This window comes from Enterobacter sp. KB-221C9, from assembly GCF_041320715.1.
Taxonomy (GTDB): Bacteria; Pseudomonadota; Gammaproteobacteria; order Enterobacterales; family Enterobacteriaceae; genus Enterobacter; species Enterobacter asburiae_D.
Genome location: NZ_JBGIWG010000005.1, coordinates 1 through 23585, shown reverse-complemented (window position 1 = coordinate 23585; position 23585 = coordinate 1). Strand labels below are relative to the sequence as shown.

The 23585-nt window shown below is 53.5% G+C and carries 22 protein-coding genes and 1 rRNA gene; 21 read left to right on the top strand and 2 right to left on the bottom strand.

What is annotated here, in order from left to right; all coding sequences use genetic code 11:
* Positions 1–11 precede the first annotated feature (11 nt).
* The 14 genes from AB8846_RS08380 to AB8846_RS08315 all read left to right on the top strand — a co-directional run bounded on the left by AB8846_RS08380 (position 12) and on the right by AB8846_RS08315 (position 12926).
* Positions 12–986: an MDR family oxidoreductase gene (locus tag AB8846_RS08380; protein ID WP_063143605.1), complete on the top strand. Its 975-nt coding sequence runs from the start codon at positions 12–14 to the stop codon at positions 984–986.
* A gap of 77 nt (positions 987–1063) precedes the next feature.
* Complete coding sequence (gene msrP / locus AB8846_RS08375; RefSeq protein WP_063143606.1) at positions 1064–2065, top strand: protein-methionine-sulfoxide reductase catalytic subunit MsrP; 1002 nt, start codon at positions 1064–1066, stop codon at positions 2063–2065.
* Complete coding sequence (msrQ, locus tag AB8846_RS08370) at positions 2066–2665, top strand: protein-methionine-sulfoxide reductase heme-binding subunit MsrQ (RefSeq protein WP_213328838.1); 600 nt, start codon at positions 2066–2068, stop codon at positions 2663–2665.
* Between the two features lie 234 nt (positions 2666–2899).
* The gene (gene aroQ, locus AB8846_RS08365) at positions 2900–3352 is read left to right on the top strand and encodes a type II 3-dehydroquinate dehydratase (RefSeq protein WP_370732501.1); all 453 of its coding nucleotides are present in this window, start codon (positions 2900–2902) and stop codon (positions 3350–3352) included.
* Positions 3353–3373: 21 nt separating this feature from the next.
* Positions 3374–3835, top strand: a complete 462-nt coding sequence (gene accB, locus AB8846_RS08360; RefSeq protein ID WP_010436174.1) for an acetyl-CoA carboxylase biotin carboxyl carrier protein — start codon at positions 3374–3376, stop codon at positions 3833–3835.
* Positions 3836–3845: 10 nt separating this feature from the next.
* Complete coding sequence (gene accC / locus AB8846_RS08355; protein ID WP_010436177.1) at positions 3846–5195, top strand: acetyl-CoA carboxylase biotin carboxylase subunit; 1350 nt, start codon at positions 3846–3848, stop codon at positions 5193–5195.
* A 108-nt stretch (positions 5196–5303) separates the two neighbouring features.
* Positions 5304–5546 (top strand): YhdT family protein, encoded by a 243-nt coding sequence (locus AB8846_RS08350; protein WP_063143609.1) that lies wholly within the window; start codon positions 5304–5306, stop codon positions 5544–5546.
* Complete coding sequence (gene panF / locus AB8846_RS08345; RefSeq protein WP_032650448.1) at positions 5536–6987, top strand: sodium/pantothenate symporter; 1452 nt, start codon at positions 5536–5538, stop codon at positions 6985–6987. The genes AB8846_RS08350 and panF overlap by 11 nt, the downstream gene beginning before the upstream one ends.
* A gap of 11 nt (positions 6988–6998) precedes the next feature.
* Positions 6999–7880, top strand: coding sequence for a 50S ribosomal protein L11 methyltransferase (gene prmA, locus AB8846_RS08340; protein WP_370732500.1), 882 nt, complete (start codon positions 6999–7001; stop codon positions 7878–7880).
* A 128-nt stretch (positions 7881–8008) separates the two neighbouring features.
* The gene (locus AB8846_RS08335; RefSeq protein ID WP_370732627.1) at positions 8009–8749 is read left to right on the top strand and encodes a carbonic anhydrase; all 741 of its coding nucleotides are present in this window, start codon (positions 8009–8011) and stop codon (positions 8747–8749) included.
* 330 nt (positions 8750–9079) lie between these two features.
* The gene (gene dusB / locus AB8846_RS08330) at positions 9080–10045 is read left to right on the top strand and encodes a tRNA dihydrouridine synthase DusB (protein WP_023309409.1); all 966 of its coding nucleotides are present in this window, start codon (positions 9080–9082) and stop codon (positions 10043–10045) included.
* A 23-nt stretch (positions 10046–10068) separates the two neighbouring features.
* Entirely contained in the window at positions 10069–10365 is a 297-nt protein-coding gene (gene fis, locus AB8846_RS08325) for a DNA-binding transcriptional regulator Fis (RefSeq protein ID WP_000462905.1), read from the top strand.
* A gap of 177 nt (positions 10366–10542) precedes the next feature.
* A complete protein-coding gene (locus tag AB8846_RS08320; protein ID WP_008502862.1) occupies positions 10543–10707 on the top strand; it encodes a DUF2556 family protein in 165 nt (54 codons plus the stop codon).
* A 137-nt stretch (positions 10708–10844) separates the two neighbouring features.
* Positions 10845–12926, top strand: coding sequence for a bifunctional diguanylate cyclase/phosphodiesterase (locus tag AB8846_RS08315; protein WP_063143611.1), 2082 nt, complete (start codon positions 10845–10847; stop codon positions 12924–12926).
* Here AB8846_RS08315 and envR read toward each other — a convergent pair.
* Positions 12842–13561: an acrEF/envCD operon transcriptional regulator gene (gene envR, locus AB8846_RS08310; protein ID WP_331411125.1), complete on the bottom strand. Its 720-nt coding sequence runs from the start codon at positions 13559–13561 to the stop codon at positions 12842–12844. The genes AB8846_RS08315 and envR overlap by 85 nt on opposite strands.
* 388 nt (positions 13562–13949) lie before the next feature.
* On the opposite strand from envR, the gene AB8846_RS08305 reads away from it, so the two are divergent.
* The 7 genes from AB8846_RS08305 to AB8846_RS08275 all read left to right on the top strand — a co-directional run bounded on the left by AB8846_RS08305 (position 13950) and on the right by AB8846_RS08275 (position 23366).
* Positions 13950–15089 (top strand): efflux RND transporter periplasmic adaptor subunit, encoded by a 1140-nt coding sequence (locus AB8846_RS08305; protein ID WP_023333652.1) that lies wholly within the window; start codon positions 13950–13952, stop codon positions 15087–15089.
* 11 nt (positions 15090–15100) lie between these two features.
* Complete coding sequence (locus AB8846_RS08300; RefSeq protein ID WP_370732499.1) at positions 15101–18214, top strand: efflux RND transporter permease subunit; 3114 nt, start codon at positions 15101–15103, stop codon at positions 18212–18214.
* 303 nt (positions 18215–18517) lie between these two features.
* On the top strand, positions 18518–18739 hold the full coding sequence (locus AB8846_RS08295; RefSeq protein ID WP_063143613.1) for a lipoprotein: 222 nt from the start codon (positions 18518–18520) through the stop codon (positions 18737–18739).
* Between the two features lie 473 nt (positions 18740–19212).
* Positions 19213–20238 (top strand): amino acid ABC transporter substrate-binding protein, encoded by a 1026-nt coding sequence (locus AB8846_RS08290; RefSeq protein ID WP_023333654.1) that lies wholly within the window; start codon positions 19213–19215, stop codon positions 20236–20238.
* Between the two features lie 67 nt (positions 20239–20305).
* Complete coding sequence (locus AB8846_RS08285) at positions 20306–21487, top strand: amino acid ABC transporter permease (RefSeq protein WP_370732498.1); 1182 nt, start codon at positions 20306–20308, stop codon at positions 21485–21487.
* Between the two features lie 9 nt (positions 21488–21496).
* The gene (locus AB8846_RS08280) at positions 21497–22600 is read left to right on the top strand and encodes an amino acid ABC transporter permease (protein ID WP_063143615.1); all 1104 of its coding nucleotides are present in this window, start codon (positions 21497–21499) and stop codon (positions 22598–22600) included.
* 7 nt (positions 22601–22607) lie between these two features.
* Positions 22608–23366 (top strand): amino acid ABC transporter ATP-binding protein, encoded by a 759-nt coding sequence (locus AB8846_RS08275; protein ID WP_014171880.1) that lies wholly within the window; start codon positions 22608–22610, stop codon positions 23364–23366.
* Between the two features lie 106 nt (positions 23367–23472).
* On the opposite strand, the gene rrf is transcribed toward AB8846_RS08275, so the two are convergent.
* Positions 23473–23585, bottom strand: a 5S ribosomal RNA gene (rrf, locus tag AB8846_RS08270); the annotation flags it as partial.

Sequence of the window (23585 nt, the reverse complement as noted above, 5' to 3'; positions counted from 1 at the left end):
GAGGACCCCGTATGCAGGCTTTGATCTTAGAACAGCAGGATGGCAAAACGCTTGCCTCAGTGCAGGCGGTAGAAGAGAGTCGCCTGCCGGAAGGCGAAGTAACCGTCGACATCGACTGGTCCAGTTTAAATTATAAAGATGCGCTGGCGATTACCGGTAAGGGTAAAATCATCCGAAATTTCCCTATGGTGCCAGGTATTGATTTCGCTGGCCGGGTTCATACCAGCGAAGATCCGCGTTTCCACGCGGGCCAGCAGGTGCTGCTTACCGGCTGGGGCGTAGGTGAAAATCACTGGGGCGGGCTGGCAACGCAGGCGCGCGTGAAGGGCGAGTGGCTGGTGCCAATGCCGAAAGGTATGGATGGCCGCAAGGCGATGATCGTCGGCACGGCAGGCTTTACCGCCATGCTGTGCGTGATGGCGCTGGAAGATGCGGGTATTCGCCCTGAGTCGGGTGAAATTGTCGTCACCGGCGCCAGCGGCGGCGTGGGCAGTACGGCAGTCGCGCTGCTGCACAAGCTGGGCTATCAGGTCGCTGCGGTTTCCGGCCGTGAAAGTACCCATGATTATCTGCGCCAGCTCGGCGCCAGCCGCATTCTCAGCCGCGACGAATTTGCCGAAACCCGTCCGCTGGAAAAACAGGTTTGGGCAGGGGCGGTGGATACCGTCGGAGACAAAGTGCTGGCGAAAGTCCTGGCGCAGATGAACTACGGCGGCTGCGTGGCAGCCTGCGGTCTGGCGGGCGGATTTGCCCTGCCAACCACCGTGATGCCATTTATTCTGCGTAACGTACGCCTGCAGGGTGTGGATTCCGTGATGACCCCGCCTTCCCGTCGTCATGAAGCCTGGGAACGGCTGGTACGCGATCTGCCTGAATCTTTCTATACCCAGAGCGCAACGGAGATAACCCTCAGCCAGGCGCCGGAATACGCCAGTAAGATCATGGACAACCAGTTCCACGGTCGTGCGCTGGTAAAAATCGCCTAATCTTCAAATTTTCGTGACATATTCGCGCGAATCCCTCTCCTCCGTCATGCTTAGAAAAACGCATGACGGAGGATGCCATGAAAAACCGAAAACTGACGGAAGCCGACGTAACGTCTGAATCTGTCTTTATGCTACAGCGCCGCCAGATCCTGAAAATGCTTGGCATCAGCGCCACTGCCCTGACGCTCTCTCCGGCGGCCCACGCCGACCTGCTCGACTGGTTTAAAGGCAACGATCGGCCGAAGGCCCCTTCCGGCGCCCCGCTCACCTTTACCAAACCCGCCCAATGGCAAAACAAACTGACGCTCACGCCGGAAGATAAAGTCACCGGCTACAACAACTTCTACGAATTTGGTCTCGATAAGGCCGATCCTGCCGCGAACGCGGGAAGCCTCAAAACCGATCCGTGGACGCTGAAGATTGATGGCGAAGTGGCGAAACCCCTGACGCTGGACCACCACGATCTCACCACCCGTTTCCCGCTCGAAGAACGTATCTATCGCATGCGCTGCGTGGAAGCGTGGTCGATGGTGGTGCCGTGGATCGGCTTCCCGCTGCATAAACTGCTGGCGATGGTTGAGCCCACCAGCAACGCAAAATATGTCGCTTTCCAGACGCGCTATGCGCCGGACGAGATGCCAGGGCAGAAAGATCGGTTTATCGGCGGCGGGCTTGAGTATCCGTATGTGGAAGGGTTACGCCTCGATGAAGCGATGCACCCTCTTACCCTGTTGACCGTCGGCGTTTATGGCAAAGCGCTTCCGCCGCAGAACGGTGCCCCCATCCGTTTAACCGTACCGTGGAAATATGGTTTCAAAGGGATTAAATCTATCGTCAGCATTAAGCTTACCCGCGAGCGTCCGCCAACCACCTGGAATCTGGCGGCTCCGGACGAATACGGCTTCTTCGCCAACGTGAACCCGCACGTGGATCATCCGCGCTGGTCGCAGGCAACCGAGCGGTTTATTGGTTCCGGCGGTGCGCTGGACGTGAAGCGCCAGCCGACGCTGCTGTTTAACGGCTATGCGGATGAAGTGGCCTCGCTTTACCGTGGTCTCAATTTACGGGAGAACTTCTGAGTGCGTTTAACGGCAAAACAGATTACCTGGCTGAAAGTGCTGCTGCATCTGGCCGGGCTGCTTCCTTTTATATGGCTGTTCTGGGCCGCCAGCCAGGGGCTCTTTAGCGCAGACCCGGCGAAGGATATCCAGCATTTTACCGGTCGGATGGCTCTGAAATTTTTGCTGGCCACCTTGCTCGTCTCGCCGCTGGCGCGCTACGCTAAACAGCCATTATTGATACGTACCCGTCGGCTGTTAGGGCTATGGTGTTTTGCCTGGGCGACGCTGCATCTCACCAGCTATGCCCTGCTGGAGCTGGGAATTAACAATCTGGCGCTGCTTGGCCGCGAACTGGTGACGCGTCCTTATCTGACGCTGGGTATCGTGAGCTGGGTGGTTTTACTGGCGTTAGCGCTGACATCCACGCAATATGCGCAGCGGAAACTGGGCAGGCGCTGGCAGCTGCTGCACAACTTCGTCTATCTTGTCGCGATCCTCGCCCCCATTCACTACCTGTGGTCGGTGAAGATCCTCTCCCCGCAGCCGGTCCTATATGCACTGGCGGCCGTGGCGCTTTTAGCATGGCGTTACAAGAAGTTCCGCCAGTGGTGGCGATAGTTCGCGAAACTGTGCGTTTTCCCGCAGATTCCCCGTCAACCGCAAATCTTTTTCGGATAGCGGTTGATAATCTTCCCTGATAAGACCAGTATTTAGCTGCTAAATGCTACGAAATCGTTATAATGTGCGACCTTGGTTCGCCTGACAGCGGTTTTAAGCCTCTGAAAAGGTGACATTTGCGCTTCGAAGGTATATTTTGTTTTTTACCCGAAAATCGCAGGAGATAGCGGCATAATGACTGATAAGTTCCATATCTTAGTTTTGAACGGGCCGAACCTGAACATGCTCGGCACCCGTGAGCCAGAGAAGTACGGCACGCTAACATTGGGTGAAATTGTTAACCGTCTGGGAACGGAAGCAGCGTCACTGAATGTGGATTTGGATCATTTTCAGTCGAATGCGGAGTACGCACTCATCGACCGTATTCATCAGGCTAAAGACACTGTGGACTATATCCTGATCAATCCGGCCGCGTTTACGCACACCAGTGTTGCTATCCGCGACGCACTGCTCGCGGTGAGTATCCCGTTTATCGAGATCCACCTGAGTAATGTGCACGCCCGAGAGCCGTTCCGCCACCACTCATATCTGTCAGATATCGCTGTTGGCGTTATTTGTGGGCTGGGCGCCGACGGCTATTCATACGCTTTACAGACAGCGGTAAAACGCTTGTCACAATCACACTAAACAAGAGTACGGAACCCACTCATGGATATTCGTAAGATTAAAAAACTGATCGAGCTGGTTGAAGAATCAGGCATCTCCGAACTGGAAATTTCTGAAGGCGAAGAGTCTGTACGCATCAGCCGTGCAGCCCCAGCCGCTAGCTTCCCGGTAATGCAGCAAGCTTATGCTGCGCCAGTGCAGCAGCCTGCGCTCTCCGCAGCCGTTGCACCAGCAGCTGAAGCCGCACCTGCCGCTGCAGCAGAAATCAGTGGTCACATCGTACGTTCCCCAATGGTTGGTACTTTCTACCGCACCCCGAGCCCGGACGCGAAGGCGTTCATCGAAGTGGGTCAGAAAGTCAACGTAGGCGATACCCTGTGCATCGTTGAAGCGATGAAAATGATGAACCAGATCGAAGCAGACAAATCAGGTACTGTGAAAGCGATTCTGGTCGAAAGTGGTCAGCCGGTTGAATTTGACGAGCCGCTGGTCGTCATCGAGTAACGAGGCGTACATGCTGGATAAAATTGTTATCGCCAACCGCGGCGAGATCGCACTGCGTATTCTTCGTGCCTGTAAAGAGCTGGGCATCAAGACCGTCGCTGTGCACTCAAGCGCGGATCGCGATTTAAAACACGTATTGCTGGCGGATGAGACGGTCTGTATTGGCCCGGCTCCGTCCGTAAAAAGCTATCTGAACATCCCGGCTATCATCAGCGCCGCTGAAATCACCGGCGCGGTGGCAATTCATCCGGGTTACGGCTTCCTCTCTGAGAACGCCAACTTTGCTGAGCAGGTTGAACGCTCTGGCTTTATCTTCATCGGCCCGAAAGCCGACACCATTCGCCTGATGGGCGACAAAGTGTCTGCAATCACCGCGATGAAAAAAGCCGGTGTTCCAACCGTACCAGGCTCTGACGGCCCTCTGACCGACGACATGGATGCTAACCGTGCTCATGCTAAACGCATTGGCTACCCGGTTATCATCAAAGCGTCCGGCGGCGGCGGCGGTCGCGGTATGCGCGTTGTGCGTAGCGATGCTGAACTGGCGCAGTCCATCTCCATGACCAAAGCAGAAGCGAAAGCCGCTTTCAGCAATGACATGGTGTACATGGAAAAATACCTGGAAAACCCACGCCACATCGAAATTCAGGTGCTGGCTGACGGTCAGGGTAACGCGATCTATCTGGCAGAACGTGACTGCTCCATGCAGCGTCGTCACCAGAAAGTGGTCGAAGAAGCGCCAGCACCGGGCATTACCCCAGAGCTGCGTCGCTACATCGGCGAGCGTTGCTCCAAAGCGTGTGTCGATATCGGCTATCGCGGTGCAGGTACCTTCGAGTTCCTGTTCGAAAACGGCGAGTTCTATTTCATCGAAATGAACACCCGTATTCAGGTTGAACACCCGGTTACCGAAATGATCACCGGCGTTGACCTGATCAAAGAACAGCTGCGTATCGCTGCAGGCCAGCCGCTGTCCATCAAGCAGGAAGAAGTTGTGGTGAAAGGCCATGCGGTAGAATGCCGTATCAACGCCGAAGACCCGAACACCTTCCTGCCAAGCCCGGGTAAAATCACGCGTTTCCACGCGCCGGGTGGCTTTGGCGTGCGTTGGGAATCTCATATCTACGCTGGTTACACCGTACCGCCGTACTATGACTCAATGATCGGCAAGCTTATCTGCTATGGCGAAAACCGTGACGTGGCGATTGCCCGCATGAAGAACGCCCTGCAGGAGCTGATCATCGACGGTATTAAAACCAACGTTGATCTGCAGATGCGCATTATGAGCGACGAGCACTTCCAGAATGGTGGAACCAACATCCACTATCTGGAGAAAAAACTCGGTCTGCACGAGAAGTAATACAGCATCTTTGCGAAAAGGCCGGATTATCCGGCCTTTTTTATTTCTGGGGCCTGGAAAGCCTCATCATGTACAATCCCCGCTTTCTTCATCCACAAGGGACAAACAATGGACAAACGTTTTGTTCAGGCCCATAAAGAAGCGCGCTGGGCGCTGTGGCTGACCCTTCTCTATCTCGCTGCATGGTTAGTGACCGCTTACTTACCAGACTCAACCACAGGCATAACCGGCCTGCCGCACTGGTTTGAAATGGCATGTCTGTTAGTACCGCTGATTTTTATTTTGCTCAGCTGGCTGATGGTGCGTTTTATCTTCCGGGATTTCCCGCTGGAGGACAGTGATGCAAACTGAAATCATCACCGTGCTGGTTGTCTATTTGATCGTGGTATTTGGTCTCTCTTTCTATGCCATGCGCAAACGCAGCACCGGGTCGTTTCTGAGCGAATATTTCCTCGGCAGCCGTTCGATGGGCGGGTTTGTGCTGGCGATGACGCTGACCGCCACCTACGTGAGCGCCAGTTCGTTCATCGGCGGGCCGGGAGCCGCATATAAATACGGCCTGGGCTGGGTATTGCTGGCCATGATTCAGGTGCCCACAATCTGGCTGTCGCTGGGCATTCTGGGCAAAAAATTTGCCATTCTCGCCCGTCGCTATAACGCCATTACGCTGAACGACATGCTGCAGGCACGCTATCAGAGCCGTGCGGTGGTCTGGATTGCCAGTATCAGCCTGATTGTCGCCTTCGTTGGCGCCATTGCCGTTCAGTTTATTGGCGGCGCACGCCTGCTGGAAACGGCTGCGGGTATCAAGTACGAGACCGGGTTGCTCATCTTCGGGATCACGATTGCACTGTACACCGCGTTTGGCGGTTTCCGCGCCAGCGTGCTGAACGACACCATGCAGGGAATGGTGATGCTGATAGGCACCCTTGTGCTGCTGGTTGGCGTCATCTACGCGGCCGGCGGGTTACACAATGCGGTGCAAACGCTGGAACAGATTGATCCTAAGCTGGTCAGCCCTCATGGTGCTGACGATATCCTGACGCCCGCGTTTATGACCTCCTTCTGGGTGCTGGTTTGCTTTGGGGTTATCGGTCTGCCGCACACCGCCGTGCGCTGTATCTCCTATAAAGACAGCAAAGCCGTTCACCGCGGGATTGTGATTGGTACCGTCGTTGTCGCCCTTCTTATGCTGGGCATGCATCTGGCGGGCGCGCTTGGACGGGCCGTATTACCTCACCTGACCGTGCCGGATCAGGTGATCCCTACGCTGATGGTGCAGGTTCTGCCGCCGTGGGCCGCCGGGCTGTTCCTTGCTGCACCGATGGCGGCAATCATGTCTAACGTTAACGCGCACCTGCTTCAGGCTTCCGCCACCATCATCAAAGATCTGTGGCTTAGCGCGCGTCCGGCTAAAATGCATAATGAGCAGAAGCTGAAACGCATCTCAACCTGGACCACGCTGGTGCTCGGCATTCTGATGATGCTCGCCGCCTGGCGTCCACCGGAGATGATCATCTGGCTGAACCTGCTGGCATTTGGTGGGCTTGAGGCGGTATTCCTGTGGCCGCTGGTGTTAGGGCTTTACTGGGAACGCGCAAACGCGGCGGGCGCGCTGAGCGGCATGATCGTCGGCGGTGTGCTGTATGCCGTCCTCGCAACGTTTAAGATTCAGTACCTGGGCTTCCATCCGATTGTGCCTTCGTTACTGCTAAGTTTACTGGCGTTTGTGGTGGGGAACCGTTTCGGTCAGCCCGTCCCACAGCCCGCTATGATTTCTACTGATAAATAAAGAGTTTTGCCATGCCGTGGATCCAACTAAAACTGAACACAACCGGCGCTAACGCCGAGGAACTGAGCGATGCGCTGATGGAGGCCGGTTCGGTCTCCATCACCTTCCAGGACACGCATGACACGCCGGTCTTTGAGCCGCTGCCGGGCGAAACCCGCCTGTGGGGTGATACCGACGTTATTGGCCTGTTTGATGCCGAAACCGATATGAAAGAGGTTGTCGCGATTCTGGAGAATCATCCTCTGCTGGGCGTGGGCTTTGTGCACAAAATCGAACAGCTGGAAGACAAAGACTGGGAACGCGAGTGGATGGATAACTTCCACCCGATGCAGTTCGGCAAACGTCTGTGGATCTGTCCAAGCTGGCGCGACGTCCCGGACGAGAATGCGGTCAACGTGATGCTCGACCCGGGTCTGGCGTTTGGTACCGGCACTCACCCAACCACGTCCCTGTGCCTGCAGTGGCTGGATGGTCTGGATCTGGACGGTAAGACAGTGATCGACTTCGGCTGTGGATCCGGGATCCTCGCGATTGCAGCCCTGAAACTGGGCGCGGCAAAAGCGATCGGGATCGATATCGATCCGCAGGCAATTCAGGCCAGCCGCGATAATGCCGAGCGTAACGGCGTCTCCGATCGTCTGGAGCTGTATCTGCCGGATGCTCAGCCAGACGCCATGAAAGCCGATGTGGTGGTCGCAAACATTCTGGCGGGCCCACTGCGCGAGCTGGCCCCGTTAATCAGCGTGCTGCCCGTTGAGGGCGGTCTGCTGGGGCTTTCCGGTATCCTGGCGAGCCAGGCCGAAAGCGTGTGTGAAGCCTACGCCGATCTCTTTGCCCTCGACCCTGTGGTGGAGAAAGAAGAGTGGTGCCGCATCACCGGCCGTAAAAAATAAGCATTTGGCGTGGTCATCTGACCACGCCTCTCCCCCTTTGATAATCCTCTCTCCCCCGGTCATTCTTCGGTAAAATAACCCTACAAATCACGTTGATTTGTATTATAAAAATTCACCGGAAGAATATGATGAAACACATTACTGGCAAGGCAGCGCTGCTGGCGCTGAGCATGATCTCGGCTTCAGCATTTGCATCACACTGGAGCTACGAAGGGGAAGGTTCGCCGGAACACTGGGGCGAACTGGACGAGGCATACAAGACCTGTCAAAGCGGAATGAACCAGTCTCCCATTAATATTGATTCGACCGCTAACGCCCACCTCTCCCCGCTACAAACCCACTACATTGATGGCCCTGTTACGCTGACAAACAACGGCCATACCATTCAGGCAAGCGAACAGGCTGACACCCGCGATACCCTTACTCTTGATAAGCAAACCTGGACGTTACAGCAGTTCCATTTCCACGCGCCGAGCGAAAACACCGTTCATGGCAAAAAATATGCGATGGAAATGCATCTGGTTCATAAAAATGCCAGTGGGGAACTGACGGTAGTGGCAGTCATGTTTGATAAAGGGGCCGCAAACCCGGAGCTTGAAAAACTGTGGCGCGTTATGCCTCAGCAGGCCGAGCAGAACGTCTCCATCAAACAGGATCTTAACCTGAATAAACTGCTGCCAAAAAATAAAACGTACTGGCGCTTTAGCGGTTCATTGACCACCCCTCCGTGTTCAGAAGGCGTCACCTGGATTGTGCTAAAGCAGCCCCTGACGGTTTCTGCAGAACAGCTTGATCGATTCACCCATACAATGCATCACGATAATAACCGGCCGGTACAGTCGCTGCATGGGCGCATAGTGGTCGAATAAGACACATTTTTCGCATAACGATCATGTTCTAAAATGCGACGCAGATCGCAAAGAAGTGGGGAAATCTGCTGCTAAAAACAGCAGATTATCCCGCTTCAGCGAAGCATTTATTCAGAAATGATGAGAAGTTACGGGAAATTGTAAGCGCCCATAAAATAACCATTCTCGTATAACTTAATGATTTAAATAATGAATAATTTTGAACAGGAAGATTGAGCGGCGATTCCTTGATCTACAACAGTGGATTGTTCAAAGTTTGGCCTTTCATCTCGTGCAAAAAATGCGTAATATACGCCGCCTTGCAGTCACAGTATGGTCATTTCTTAACTCATGCGCATCGGACACCACCAGCTTAGAAATCGCCTGATCGCAGCCCCTATGGCAGGTATTACAGACCGGCCGTTCAGGACGCTGTGCTATGAGATGGGAGCCGGTTTAACCGTATCCGAGATGATGTCGTCTAACCCGCAGGTTTGGGAAAGCGATAAATCCCGCCTTCGGATGGTGCACGTTGATGAACCAGGTATTCGCACCGTGCAAATTGCCGGAAGCGTGCCTGAAGAGATGGCAGATGCCGCGCGGATTAACGTGGAAAGTGGTGCCCAGATTATTGATATCAATATGGGGTGCCCGGCCAAAAAAGTGAATCGCAAGCTTGCAGGTTCAGCCCTTCTGCAATACCCCGACCAGGTGAAAGCTATCCTGACGGCGGTTGTCAGCGCAGTGGACGTTCCTGTTACGTTGAAGATTCGCACGGGTTGGTCGCCGGAACACCGTAACTGTGTAGAGATTGCCCAACTGGCCGAAGACTGTGGCATTCAGGCCCTGACCATTCATGGACGCACTCGCGCCTGTTTGTTCAACGGTGAAGCTGAATACGACAGCATTCGGGCAGTTAAGCAGAAAGTTTCCATTCCGATTATCGCGAATGGCGACATAACTGACCCGCTTAAAGCCAGAGCTGTACTCGACTATACGGGAGCTGATGCTCTGATGATAGGACGTGCAGCTCAGGGAAGACCCTGGATCTTCCGGGAAATCCAGCATTATCTGGACACTGGGGAGCTGCTTGCCCCGCTGCCTCTGGCAGAGGTTAAGCGCTTGCTTTGTTCGCATGTTCGGGAACTGCATGACCACTACGGCCAGGCAAAAGGGTACCGAATTGCGCGTAAACACGTCTCCTGGTATCTCCAGGAGCACGCTCCAGATGACCAGTTTCGGCGCACATTCAACGCCATAGAGGATGCCAGCGTACAGCTGGAGGCGTTGGAGGCATACTTCGAAAATCTTGCGTAATGAAATAAAGAGCTGACAGAACTATGTTCGAACAACGCGTAAATTCTGACGTACTGACCGTTTCTACCGTTAACTCTCAGGACCAGGTAACTCAAAAGCCCCTGCGTGACTCGGTTAAACAGGCACTGAAGAACTATTTTGCTCAACTGAACGGTCAGGATGTTAATGACCTGTATGAGCTGGTACTGGCTGAAGTTGAACAGCCACTGTTGGACATGGTGATGCAATACACCCGCGGTAACCAAACCCGCGCTGCGCTGATGATGGGTATCAACCGTGGTACTCTGCGTAAGAAACTGAAAAAATACGGCATGAACTGATACTAATCAGTTAAATGCTTGTTTAAAAAGGCGCTCTTCGGCATGGGGAAGCGCCTTTTTTATTACCTGCGCCTCTCCGTCAACGCATTGTAAACCTTCGCTTATCCCGCTTTTCAACCACGGTTTTTCGTGTATATTTCCCCCACCTTACTGGCGTTCTTCTCGCGGAATGACACAATGATTCGTAAATACTGGTGGCTGGTTGTCTTTGCAATCTCCGTTCTCATTTTCGATGCACTCCTGATGCAGTGGATTGAACTGATGAGCACCGAAACCGATAAGTGTCGCAATATGAACTCCGTCAATCCGCTGAAACTCGTGAACTGCTCCGAACTCGACTAACCGCACGATTACGCCAGCCCCCGTTATTACCCACTAAAAACGGGGATTTAAATCCCTTTGAGCCATTACCTGACGGTGATAATGTCTCGCCCTTCTTAACCGCTCTAGCGTAACCCCACACTCGAGTAGAACCGTTCATGCTGGTCAGCCAATACAACCATATCCTTGTCGTCCTCTCCTTTGTTGTTGCCATCCTTGCGGCGTATACCGCGCTGAACATGGCTGCACGCGTCGCCGGGAGTGAGGGCGTCGCTGCCCGCGTCTGGCTGGCTGGCGGCGGTATTGCAATGGGCATTGGCGTGTGGGCCATGCATTTTATCGGCATGCTGGCGATGGACCTCTCCATGAGCATGAGCTACAACGCCACCCTGACGGTGTTATCCATGGTCATCGCCGTGGGTTCGTCGCTGTTTGCGCTATGGCTCGTGAGCTGCGAGCAATTACGTTTACGCCGACTGCTGCCCGGCGCGCTGGTGATGGGCAGCGGTATCGTTGCTATGCATTACACCGGCATGGCGGCGCTGGAAGTGATGCCCGGGATTATCTGGGACAAGGTCTGGGTGGCCATTTCGATCGCGATTGCGCTTGCCGCTTCGCTCGCGGCATTATGGCTGACCTTCCGCCTGCGGCGAGAAGCCGCGCAGGTCGTGCTGATGCGCATGGGGGCCGCCATCACGATGGGGATTGCCATTGCCGGTATGCACTATGCCGGGATGAAAGCGGCGCAGTTTCCCATGTCCACAATGGTTCATCATGAGGGGATTAACGGAAGCTGGCTGGCGGTGCTGGTTAGCGTCGTCGCGCTCTCTATTCTGGGTATCACCCTGCTGGTGTCGATGCTGGATGCCCGCCTTCAGGCACGTACCGCCCTTCTGGCTTCCTCGCTGGCAGAAGCTAACCGGGAACTTGCTCAACTGGCGCTGCACGATACCCTGACGCGTCTGCCCAACCGTATCCTGCTGGAAGACAGACTCGATCAGGCCATCAGCAAAGCCGATCGTGAAGGGAACCACTTTGCCCTGATGTTCATGGATCTCGACGGCTTTAAAGCTATCAATGACGCCTATGGCCATGATGTCGGTGACAAGCTGCTGGTCGCCGTAACGCAGCGTCTGCTGCTTCTCCTGAAAGGCCAGTTCACCCTTGCACGTATCGGCGGTGATGAGTTTGTTCTGCTGGCCGAGGGAGAAGGTCCGGACGACGCGGCATCGCTGGCGAATTCGCTGGTCCGCGCGATCGATAGCCCGTTCAATCTCGGCCCCTATGAACTGGTGGTGACCCTCAGCATTGGTATCGCGCTGTATCCTCACGACGGTAAAACCGAGCGTGAGCTGATGTTTAACGCCGACGCGGCGATGTATCACACGAAGCATATGGGTCGTAACGGTTACCACTTTTTCCAGCCCTCCATGAACACCCTGGCGCAGACCCATCTCCAGTTAATGAACGATCTGTGGATGGCGCTCGATCGCAATGAGCTGCGCCTGCTTTATCAGCCAAAATTTCACGCCCCCGCGGGTCCTGTCCTCGGATTCGAGGCGTTATTGCGCTGGCAGCATCCTAAACAGGGGCTACTGACGCCGGACCTTTTTCTGCCGCTAGCGGAAAAAACGGGGCTGATCATCCCCATTGGCAACTGGGTGATTAATGAAGCCTGTCGCCAGCTGCGGGAATGGCATCTTCAGGGGCATCAAAGCTGGTCAATGGCGGTAAACCTGTCGACACTGCAGTTTGAACAACCCTCGCTGGTTAAAACGGTTCTCGACTGCCTGGCTCTTCACCGTGTGCCACCGGAAATGTTGATCCTCGAAGTGACGGAAACCACGGCGATGAGCAACCCTGATGAGAGCGTACGAGTGCTGACAGAGCTGACGGATGCGGGCGTGAAGGCCTCCATTGATGATTTTGGCACCGGATATTCGAGCCTGCTGTACCTCAAACGCTTACCGGCCTGTGAATTGAAAATCGACAGGGCGTTTGTGAAAGAGCTCAGCGGCGAAAGCGAGGATGCCACTATTGTCTCAGCGATTGTGGCCCTCGCTAAAACCCTTAACCTGAAGGTCGTCGCTGAAGGTGTGGAAACAGAAGCACAGCAGGCCTTTTTAACCGAGCTGGGCTGTAACACCCTTCAGGGTTATCTGTTAGGTAAACCCGCCAGCGCGCAGACCATCGAAGCACTTTGTGCCCGAGGGGAAATGTTACCTGGCGCTGAGCTGTAAGCCCCCTCATCAGGCGACACGCGAATGACAGGAAGTGTCGCCAGTATGCTATCGACCAGAGCGGGTGCCTGCTGATAAAGATTAAAACTGTCGTTATTCATTAACCAGTTTTTAATTATTCCGCTAAAAAAACCGTGGAATACGATCAAGGTGAGATCAACATTCACCTTGGGCGAAATGATATTGCGCGAAATACAGGTCTCCAGCGTGGCGCGTAGCGTGTCATCATTGAATCCAATACGCTTTCTGATTTCACGCTCTGAAATCATATCACTGCTAAATTCACACTTATGATAGAGAATTTGTAAAAGCGCACATTGCCGGGGTTCATGGGCAATATACTGCAGCGCGGTAATAAATTGCTCACGAAGTTTTAACAATGGATCATCACTATCGGAAAGAGAAAGCCTGTCGCGAATAATGTCGCGAAGCGGTAATTGCTGCTCCCAGATGGCATTAAATATTTCTGATTTACTGGTGAAGTGCCAGTAGATCGCGCCGCGCGTCACCTTTGCAGCATCAGCGATATCCGTCAGCGTCGTGCTGGCTACGCCACGCGTCGCAAACTGTGCGATAGCCGCCTCAATCAGCTGCTGCCGGGTTTGTTGAGCCTCTTCTTTCTTTTTACGCGCCATAGGCAACCACTCGTTACTCGCAAGGTTGAAAGGTAATAGTGCATTCATGCAAATGTAAGTATTCACTAAAATCCGTTTTAATTTTGCACAAAAAAAGTCAATCCGCTTAATTTATAATTAAGGCAAATACATCAAATCAATTAAATTCACGAAATGAATAATTAGACAACATTAAACGCATTTACCTGATTAACATGCCTGAAGTATATCCCCGAATGGTCCAGGTCTGATTCTGATTTTTTTCTACAAGCATGGTCATTCGCACTTATAAATTAAAAAACATTAAATACCCTCATTATTATACGCAGCTACATTTTATTTTTTATCCCTCTGCCCCAGATACCGATTCGCGGCATATATCGGTTAATGGGTATTTAAAGGAACAGTAATGACGAATCATTTCAGACGCTTGCCCTTATCCGGTTTCATTGTCTGCGCGGTACTGCTCACTGGATGCGATGGTCAGGAAAATCAACAACAACACCTGCAGGCGCCTCAGGTCAGCGTGCATATTGTGAAAAGCGCGCCTCTGGCTGTCACCACTGAACTCCCGGGCAGAACAGATGCATTTCGCGTTGCGGAGGTTCGTCCTCAGGTTAGCGGCATCATCCTTCGCCGCAACTTCGCGGAAGGTAGCGATGTAAAAGCGGGTGATTCACTTTACCAGATTGATCCTGCGACCTATCAGGCAGCCTATGACAGCGCGAAAGGCGAACTGGCGAAGGCTCAGGCGGCGGCCAATATTGCACACCTGACGGTAAAACGTTATCTCCCGCTGGTAGGCACCCAATATGTCAGTAAGCAGGAGTATGACCAGGCCGTGGCGACGGCTCAGCAGGCAGATGCCAGCGTTGTTGCTGCAAAAGCTGGCGTTGAAAGCGCACGTATCAACCTTGCTTACACCAAAGTGACCTCTCCTGTTGATGGCCGTATCGGGAAATCCAGCGTGACCGAAGGGGCGCTGGTGACGAACGGACAAGCCGCAGCACTGGCAACGGTCCAGCAGCTCGATCCGATTTATGTCGATGTCACACAGTCCAGTAATGATTTTATGCGCCTGAAACAGACGAGTCTGCAAAAAGGCGATACCGCCAGCAGCGTCGAACTGCTGATGGAAAACGGTCAGCCCTATCCGCTGAAAGGCACGTTACAGTTCTCTGACGTCACGGTCGATGAAAGTACCGGCTCGATTACCCTGCGCGCCATTTTCCCGAACCCTCAGCATCTGCTGTTACCCGGCATGTTTGTTCGCGCCCGCATTGATGAAGGCACCCAGCCGGACGCAATTCTGGTTCCACAGCAAGGCGTGACCCGTACGCCGCGAGGCGATGCAACCGTGCTGGTGGTGAACGATAAAAACCAGGTTGAGCCGCGAACCGTCGTGGCCCCTCAGGCAATTGGCGATCGCTGGCTGGTGACGGAAGGGCTGAAAAACGGTGACCGCGTGATTGTCAGCGGGCTACAGAAAGTCAGACCAGGGGTAACCGTCGTCGCCACGCCGGATACCACCACGACTCCAGCCGGTTAAGGGACGACGACATGGCTAATTTCTTTATTCAGAGACCGGTTTTCGCCTGGGTACTTGCCATCATTTTGATGATTGCAGGCGGGCTGGCCATTCTCAAACTCCCCGTCGCACAGTATCCAACCATTGCCCCTCCCGCCGTGGCGATTTCCGCGACCTACCCGGGAGCGGACGCTCAAACGGTGCAGGATACCGTGACCCAGGTTATCGAACAGAATATGAACGGTATCGATAACCTGATGTATATGTCCTCCACCAGCGATTCAGCGGGTAACGTCACCATCACCCTGACCTTCGAGTCAGGAACCGACCCGGACATCGCTCAGGTGCAGGTGCAGAACAAGCTGCAGCTCGCCATGCCGCTGCTGCCGCAAGAGGTTCAGCAGCAAGGGATTGGCGTGGAGAAATCCAGCAGCAGCTTCCTGCTGGTCGCCGGTTTTGTTTCAGACAACAAAAGCCTCACGCAGAACGACATCTCTGACTATGTCGCCTCAAACGTCAAAGATGCCATCAGCCGAACGTCTGGCGTCGGTGACGTTCAGCTGTTTGGCGCTCAGTACGCGATGCGCATCTGGCTCGACAGCAACGCGATGAACAAATACCAGCTGACGCCGCTGGATATTATCAACCAGTTGAAAACGCAGAACGATCAGATAGCGGCAGGCCAGCTGGGCGGAACGCCGTCCATTCCAGGGCAGCAGCTGAATGCCTCGATCATTGCGCAAACCCGCCTGAAATCACCGGAGGAGTTTGGCCGCGTGACGCTCAAGGTGAACCAGGACGGCTCGATGGTTCATCTGAAGGACGTGGCCCGCATTGAGCTGGGTGGCGAAAACTACAACATGGTCACTAAAATCAACGGGCAGGCGGCAACCGGTCTGGGGATTAAGCTGGCAACCGGGGCAAATGCGCTGGACACCGCAGCAGCCATAAAGAGCAAGCTGGCGCAACTGCAGCAGTTCTTCCCACAGGGGCTGAAGGTTGTTTATCCCTATGACACCACGCCTTTTGTAAAAATCTCCATCCACGAAGTGGTGAAGACCCTGTTTGAAGCGATCGTTCTCGTCTTCCTGGTCATGTACCTGTTCCTGCAAAACCTGCGTGCGACCCTCATCCCAACAATCGCGGTGCCGGTCGTTCTGCTGGGTACCTTTGCGGTTCTGGCGGCATTTGGTTTCTCCATCAATACCCTGACGATGTTCGGCATGGTGCTGGCGATAGGTCTGCTGGTTGATGACGCTATCGTGGTCGTTGAGAACGTTGAACGTGTCATGGTCGAGGACAAGCTGCCGCCGAAAGAGGCCACGCAGAAGTCGATGGAGCAGATCCAGGGGGCACTGGTCGGGATCGCCATGGTGCTCTCGGCGGTCTTTATTCCGATGGCCTTTTTTGGCGGCTCGACGGGGGCGATCTATCGCCAGTTCTCGCTGACTATCGTTTCCGCTATGGCGTTGTCCGTACTGGTGGCGCTCATCCTGACGCCTGCACTCTGCGCAACGTTGCTTAAGCCCGTATCCGGCGACCATCATGAGAAAAAAGGTGGCTTCTTCGGCTGGTTTAATGCGCTCTTTGATAAAAGCGTGGAGCACTACAGCAACAGCGTGAGCGGTATTTTGCGTAAGACAGGGCGCTATCTGGTGGTGTACGTCATTATTGTCGGTGGGATGGCGGTGCTCTTCCTGCGCTTGCCCACCTCCTTCCTGCCCGAAGAGGATCAGGGGGTGTTTATGACGATGGTTCAACTCCCGGCAGGTGCAACCCAGACGCGAACTCAGCAGGTCCTCGACCAGGTTCAGGACTACTATCTGAACAAAGAGAAGGCGAACGTTGAATCCGTCTTTACCGTTAACGGCTTTAGCTTTAGCGGCCAGGGTCAGAACTCCGGTATGGCATTCGTCAGCCTGAAGCCCTGGGAGGAGCGCCCGGGGGCGGAAAATGGCGTCGAAGCCATTGTGGGTCGCGCGACGAAAGCCTTCAGTCAGATTAAAGATGGCCTTGTGTTCCCGTTTAACCTGCCTGCAATTATTGAGCTGGGTACCGCCACGGGCTTCGACTTTGAATTGATCGATCAGGCCAACCTGGGGCATACCCAGCTGACGCAGGCGCGTAACCAACTGCTCAGCATGGTGAAAGAGCACCCTGACCTGCTGGTTCGCGTGCGCCCTAACGGTCTTGAAGATACGCCTCAGTTCAAGCTGGATGTCGATCAGGAAAAAGCGCAGGCGCTGGGCGTCAGTATTTCTGACGTCAACCAGACGATTTCGACGGCCTTAGGTGGCACCTATGTGAACGACTTTATCGATCATGGACGAGTGAAAAAGGTCTATGTACAGGCCGATGCAAAATTCCGTATGTTGCCAGGCGATATTAACAACCTTTACGTGCGCAGCGCGAATGGGGAAATGGTCCCGTTCTCAGCCTTTAGCAACGCTCACTGGGTCTATGGTTCACCTCGACTGGAGCGCTATAACGGGATGCCCTCTATAGAGATCCTGGGTGAATCAGCCCCGGGTAAAAGTACCGGTGAGGCCATGGTTATGATGGAAAGTCTCGCGGCAAAACTGCCTTCCGGCATCGGCTATGACTGGACGGGAATGTCTTATCAGGAGCGGCTCTCGGGTAACCAGGCGCCTGCACTGTACGCCATTTCGCTGATCGTGGTGTTCCTGTGTCTGGCAGCGCTGTATGAAAGCTGGTCCATTCCGTTCTCCGTTATGCTGGTTGTACCGCTGGGGGTCATTGGGGCGCTTCTCGCAGCGTCGCTGCGCGGGTTGAATAATGACGTCTATTTCCAGGTCGGCCTGCTGACGACGATTGGTTTATCGGCGAAAAACGCCATCCTGATCGTCGAATTTGCTAAAGACCTGATGGATAAAGAAGGCAAAGGCATTATTGAAGCCACGCTGGAAGCTTCCAGGATGCGACTTCGACCGATCCTGATGACGTCTCTGGCCTTTATCCTTGGCGTCATGCCGCTGGTGATCAGCACCGGGGCCGGGAGCGGCGCGCAAAACGCCGTCGGTACGGGGGTTATGGGGGGAATGCTTTCCGCAACGCTTTTGGCGATTTTCTTCGTGCCCGTCTTCTTTGTGGTTGTTCGGCGACGGTTTACTCACTATAAAGAGTAATGTTTCCCTGAAAAGGCACCTATGGTGCCTTTTTTATTTTTAACATAAACAATAAATTAGGCTTTACATAAAGGCAGTGTTAAAACATGATGATTTGCATTAAGTAAAAACAGCCCCTTACATCTTCATAATGTCTCCATTAATTCCTCCTGAAACCGACTTTTCTCCACGATTTTTACAAACTACATAATTTGAGATTATTCCTCGTGTAACGAGGACTTACCCCGGTGGTAAAATAACCTCCAGTTCGTTAATAGCCCTCCTGGCTTTATGGCGGATGAGAAATAATACTGAGGTAACATCATGAAAAGATTCATTTCCGTTGCACTTCTCGCTGCGCTGCTTGCTGGTTGCGCGCACGACTCTCCATGTGTACCGGTTTACGACGATCAGGGCCGACTGGTTCATACCAATACCTGTGTGAAAGGCACCACCCAGGATAACTGGGAGACTGCGGGTGCTATCGCCGGCGGTGCTGCCGCAGTAGCAGGTTTGACGCTGGGTATTGTTGCCCTGACGAAGTAACATCCGTTGAGAAAGCGCGGCTATAGCCGCGCTTTTGCTTTTAATGAGTGCAGTATTTTCAAATAAGTAAAAAAATAGCCCCGTATTTATTCAAGTAATTAATTCAAGCCTGAAGTCAGTCACAACTTTTTCGCATACTCATTCAAATTACTTATTCTATCGTGATGATTTTCACACATTAATATTATTGAATACCCTGCCAATATTCACCCTGGAAACTATCTCTTCTTTTTCCTGACCCGACTCAAAACTTTTGCTCCGATTTGTGGCACAGGTTGTAATTTCGCACCGTTTCGGGGCGCTCGTTTTATTTAAGCCTGTCTACACTCAGCATTAAGCGTTCACTCGTCTCTTATTTTGTCGAACGCAAAACTGGCATTACGTTTGCTTTATAAACGTTGGCCAAAGCCACAGACAGGTTAAGCGTTTAAAAACGCCTCTATAACGATAAATTTCGCCACACAGGATGCATTATGAAAAAGACGATGATAGCCAGCCTGGCCGCTGCAGGCATGTTGTTTGCCGTAGCCGGTCAAGCCCATGCGGGAACGACACTGGATGCCGTTAAAAAGAAAGGTTTTGTTCAATGTGGTATCAGTGACGGTTTGCCTGGCTTCTCTTATGCCGATGCGAACGGCAAATTTACCGGTATTGATGTAGATGTCTGCCGTGGCGTTGCAGCCGCCGTTTTTGGCGATGACAGCAAAGTAAAATACACCCCGCTGACGGCGAAAGAACGCTTTACGGCGCTGCAGTCCGGCGAGGTCGACATGCTCTCCCGTAATACCACCTGGACTTCCTCCCGTGATGCAGGCATGGGGATGTCATTTACGGGCGTGACCTATTATGACGGCATCGGCTTCCTGACCCACAATAAAGCAGGCCTGAAAAGCGCTAAGGAACTGGATGGTGCCACCGTTTGTATCCAGGCGGGCACCGATACCGAGCTGAACGTCGCGGATTATTTCAAAGCAAACAACATGAAATACACCCCGGTGACATTTGACCGCTCGGATGAATCGGCCAAAGCGCTGGAATCCGGCCGTTGCGACACGCTGGCCTCTGACCAGTCGCAGCTGTATGCCTTACGTATTAAGCTGAGCAACCCGGCAGAGTGGATTGTCCTGCCTGAAGTGATCTCCAAAGAACCTCTCGGCCCCGTCGTTCGTCGCGGCGATGAAGACTGGTTCTCCATTGTTCGCTGGACGCTGTTTGCCATGCTGAACGCAGAAGAGATGGGCATCAACTCTAAAAACGTTGATGAGAAAGCCGCTAAGCCATCCAACCCGGATATGGCACACCTGCTCGGTAAAGAAGGTGATTTCGGCAAGGATCTGAAGCTGGATAACAAGTGGGCTTACAACATCATCAAACAGGTGGGCAACTACTCTGAAATCTTTGAGCGCAACGTGGGATCGGAAAGCCCGCTGAAGATCAAACGCGGCCAGAACAATCTCTGGAACAACGGCGGTATTCAGTACGCGCCACCAGTACGTTAAGTCATAGCTGTAACGGGCACTGCTCAGGCAGTGCCAACTCCAGAGTCATGGTTACTGAGGTTTCTTTATGTCCCATCGCCGCTCAGCCGTAAAAGGATCGCTATCCTTTTCTCATCCCGCGGTCCGCGCCTGGCTATTCCAGATTATTGCTATTGTTGCGGTTGTTCTCATCGCCGTGTATCTCATCCATAACACCATCACCAACCTGAATAATCGCGGCATTACTTCCGGTTTCGCGTTTTTAGATCGCAGCGCGGGGTTTGGTATCGTTCAGCACCTTATTGATTACCAGGAAGGTGACACGTACGGACGCGTGTTCGTAGTCGGTTTACTGAATACGCTGTTGGTATCGGCGCTTTGTATCGTCTTCGCGTCGATACTGGGCTTCTTTATTGGCCTGGCGCGTCTTTCTGAAAACTGGCTCCTGCGGAAACTGTCGACTGTTTATATTGAGACGTTCCGCAATATCCCCCCGCTGCTGCAGATATTCTTCTGGTATTTCGCCGTACTGCGTAACCTTCCCGGTCCCCGCCAGGCCGTCGACGCGTTTGAGTTGTTTTTCCTGAGTAACCGTGGGTTGTCCATCCCTTCTCCCCTGGTGGGTGAAGGCCTGTACGCTTTCATCGGCGCGATTGTGATAGCGCTTGCTCTCTCTGCTGGGGTATACCGTTTTAACCGCAAGCATCAGATTAAAACCGGTCAGCTCCGTAGAACCTGGCCCACGGCAGCTGTCCTGGTCGTTTGCCTGCCGCTAATTGCGCACTGGCTGTTTGGGGCCGCGCTGCACTGGGACATTCCACATCTGCGTGGCTTTAACTTTCAGGGCGGGATGGTATTAATTCCCGAGCTGGCAGCCCTGACGCTGGCGCTGTCGATTTATACGTCCGCGTTTATCGCAGAGATTATCCGTGCAGGGATACAGGCAGTACCTTATGGACAGCACGAGGCGGCACGCTCACTGGGATTACCCCATACCGTGACGCTTCGCCAGGTCATCATTCCGCAGGCTTTACGGGTCATCATTCCGCCCCTGACCAGCCAGTATCTCAATATTGTCAAAAACTCGTCGCTGGCCGCTGCCATTGGTTACCCGGATATGGTGTCACTCTTCGCCGGAACCGTGCTTAACCAGACCGGACAAGCGATTGAAACCATCGCCATCACGATGTCTGTCTACCTGATCATCAGCCTGGTGATTTCACTGCTGATGAACCTTTATAACCGTCGTATAGCACTGGTCGAGCGCTAAGGATCCATGATGACAAAAGCGATACTGTCGCACTCCTCGCGCCCTGCCAAGTCGACAGGTGGACGTTTCGTTCTCTGGGCGCGTAAGAATCTTTTCTCCAGCTGGAGTAACAGCCTGCTGACGATTGTCTGCCTGTGGCTCATGTGGGAATTGATTCCTCCCCTGCTGAACTGGGCGTTTTTACAGGCAAACTGGGTAGGTTCAACCCGAGCTGACTGCACAAAAGCCGGCGCCTGCTGGGTGTTTATTCATGAGCGCTTCGGCCAGTTCATGTATGGATTGTATCCCCATGAACAGCGCTGGCGGATTAATCTGGCGCTGGTTATCGGCCTGGTTTCTATTGCAGCCATGTTCTGGAAAAAGCTGCCTCATCGTGGACGCTATATTGCCGCCTGGGCAGTGGTTTATCCGATTATCGTCTGGGCGCTGTTGTACGGCGGTTTCCTTGGGCTAGAACGCGTTGAAACACGCCAGTGGGGCGGGCTGACGCTGACGCTGATTATCGCTTCAGTGGGGATAGCCGGTGCGCTACCGTGGGGGATTTTACTGGCCCTGGGACGGCGTTCAAAAATGCCGATCGTCCGTGTGCTCTCCGTTATCTTCATTGAGTTCTGGCGCGGCGTACCGCTTATCACCGTTCTGTTTATGTCGTCGGTCATGCTGCCGCTGTTTATGGCAGAAGGTACCACCATCGACAAGCTGATCCGTGCCCTGGTGGGGGTGATTCTCTTTCAGTCGGCCTATGTCGCTGAAGTTGTGCGAGGTGGGCTGCAAGCATTGCCTAAAGGCCAGTACGAAGCGGCGGAATCACTGGCTCTCGGTTACTGGAAAACGCAGGGACTGGTCATTCTTCCACAGGCACTCAAGCTGGTCATCCCGGGTCTGGTCAACACGATCATTGCCCTCTTCAAGGATACCAGCCTGGTGATCATCATCGGATTGTTCGATCTCTTTAGCAGCGTGCAACAGGCGACCGTTGACCCTGTCTGGCTGGGTATGTCCACCGAAGGATATGTCTTTGCAGCGCTGATCTACTGGATCTTTTGTTTTAGCATGTCGCGCTACAGCCAGCATCTGGAAAAGCGCTTTAACACCGGGCGTACACCGCACTGAGGAAATTATGAGCCAAATAACTATGACACCCGCCGACGCGATGATTACGCTGGAAAATGTGAATAAATGGTACGGACAATTTCATGTCCTGAAGGACATTAATCTTAAGGTAAAGCAGGGAGAACGCATTGTCCTTTGCGGCCCTTCTGGATCCGGGAAATCCACAACCATTCGCTGTATTAATCATCTTGAAGAACATCAGCAAGGACGCATTGTGGTTGATGGCATCGAGCTGAATGAAGATATCCGCAATATTGAACGCGTACGTCAGGAAGTGGGAATGGTATTTCAGCACTTTAATCTGTTTCCGCATCTGACCGTTCTGCAGAACTGTACGCTTGCGCCAATTTGGGTTCGAAAGATGCCTAAAAAGGAAGCGGAGGCATTAGCCATGCACTACCTGGAGCGCGTACGTATCGCAGAACATGCCAATAAGTTTCCTGGCCAGATATCGGGTGGCCAACAGCAGCGTGTGGCTATCGCCCGTTCGCTGTGTATGAAACCGAAAATTATGCTGTTTGATGAACCAACATCTGCCCTGGATCCGGAAATGGTGAAAGAGGTTCTGGACACCATGATTGGGCTGGCGCAATCCGGCATGACCATGCTGTGCGTGACGCATGAGATGGGGTTTGCGCGAACCGTGGCCGACCGGGTGATCTTTATGGATCGCGGGGAGATTGTTGAGCAGGCACCGCCGGATGAGTTTTTTGCGCATCCGAAGTCAGAACGTACGCGAGCATTCCTGTCGCAGGTAATTCATTAGTCGTTTGCTTTGCCGGGTAGCGGCTGCGCCTTACCCGGCCTACCGTTTTTTCAGCGTATAAACGCAAAAAGGCCATCCTTTCGGATGGCCTTCTCACTTAATTGATGTCTGGCAGTTCCCTACTCTCACATGGGGAGACCCCACACTACCATCGGCGCTACGGCGTTTCACTTCTGAGTTCGGCATGGGGTCAGGTGGGACCACCGCGCTAAAGCCGCC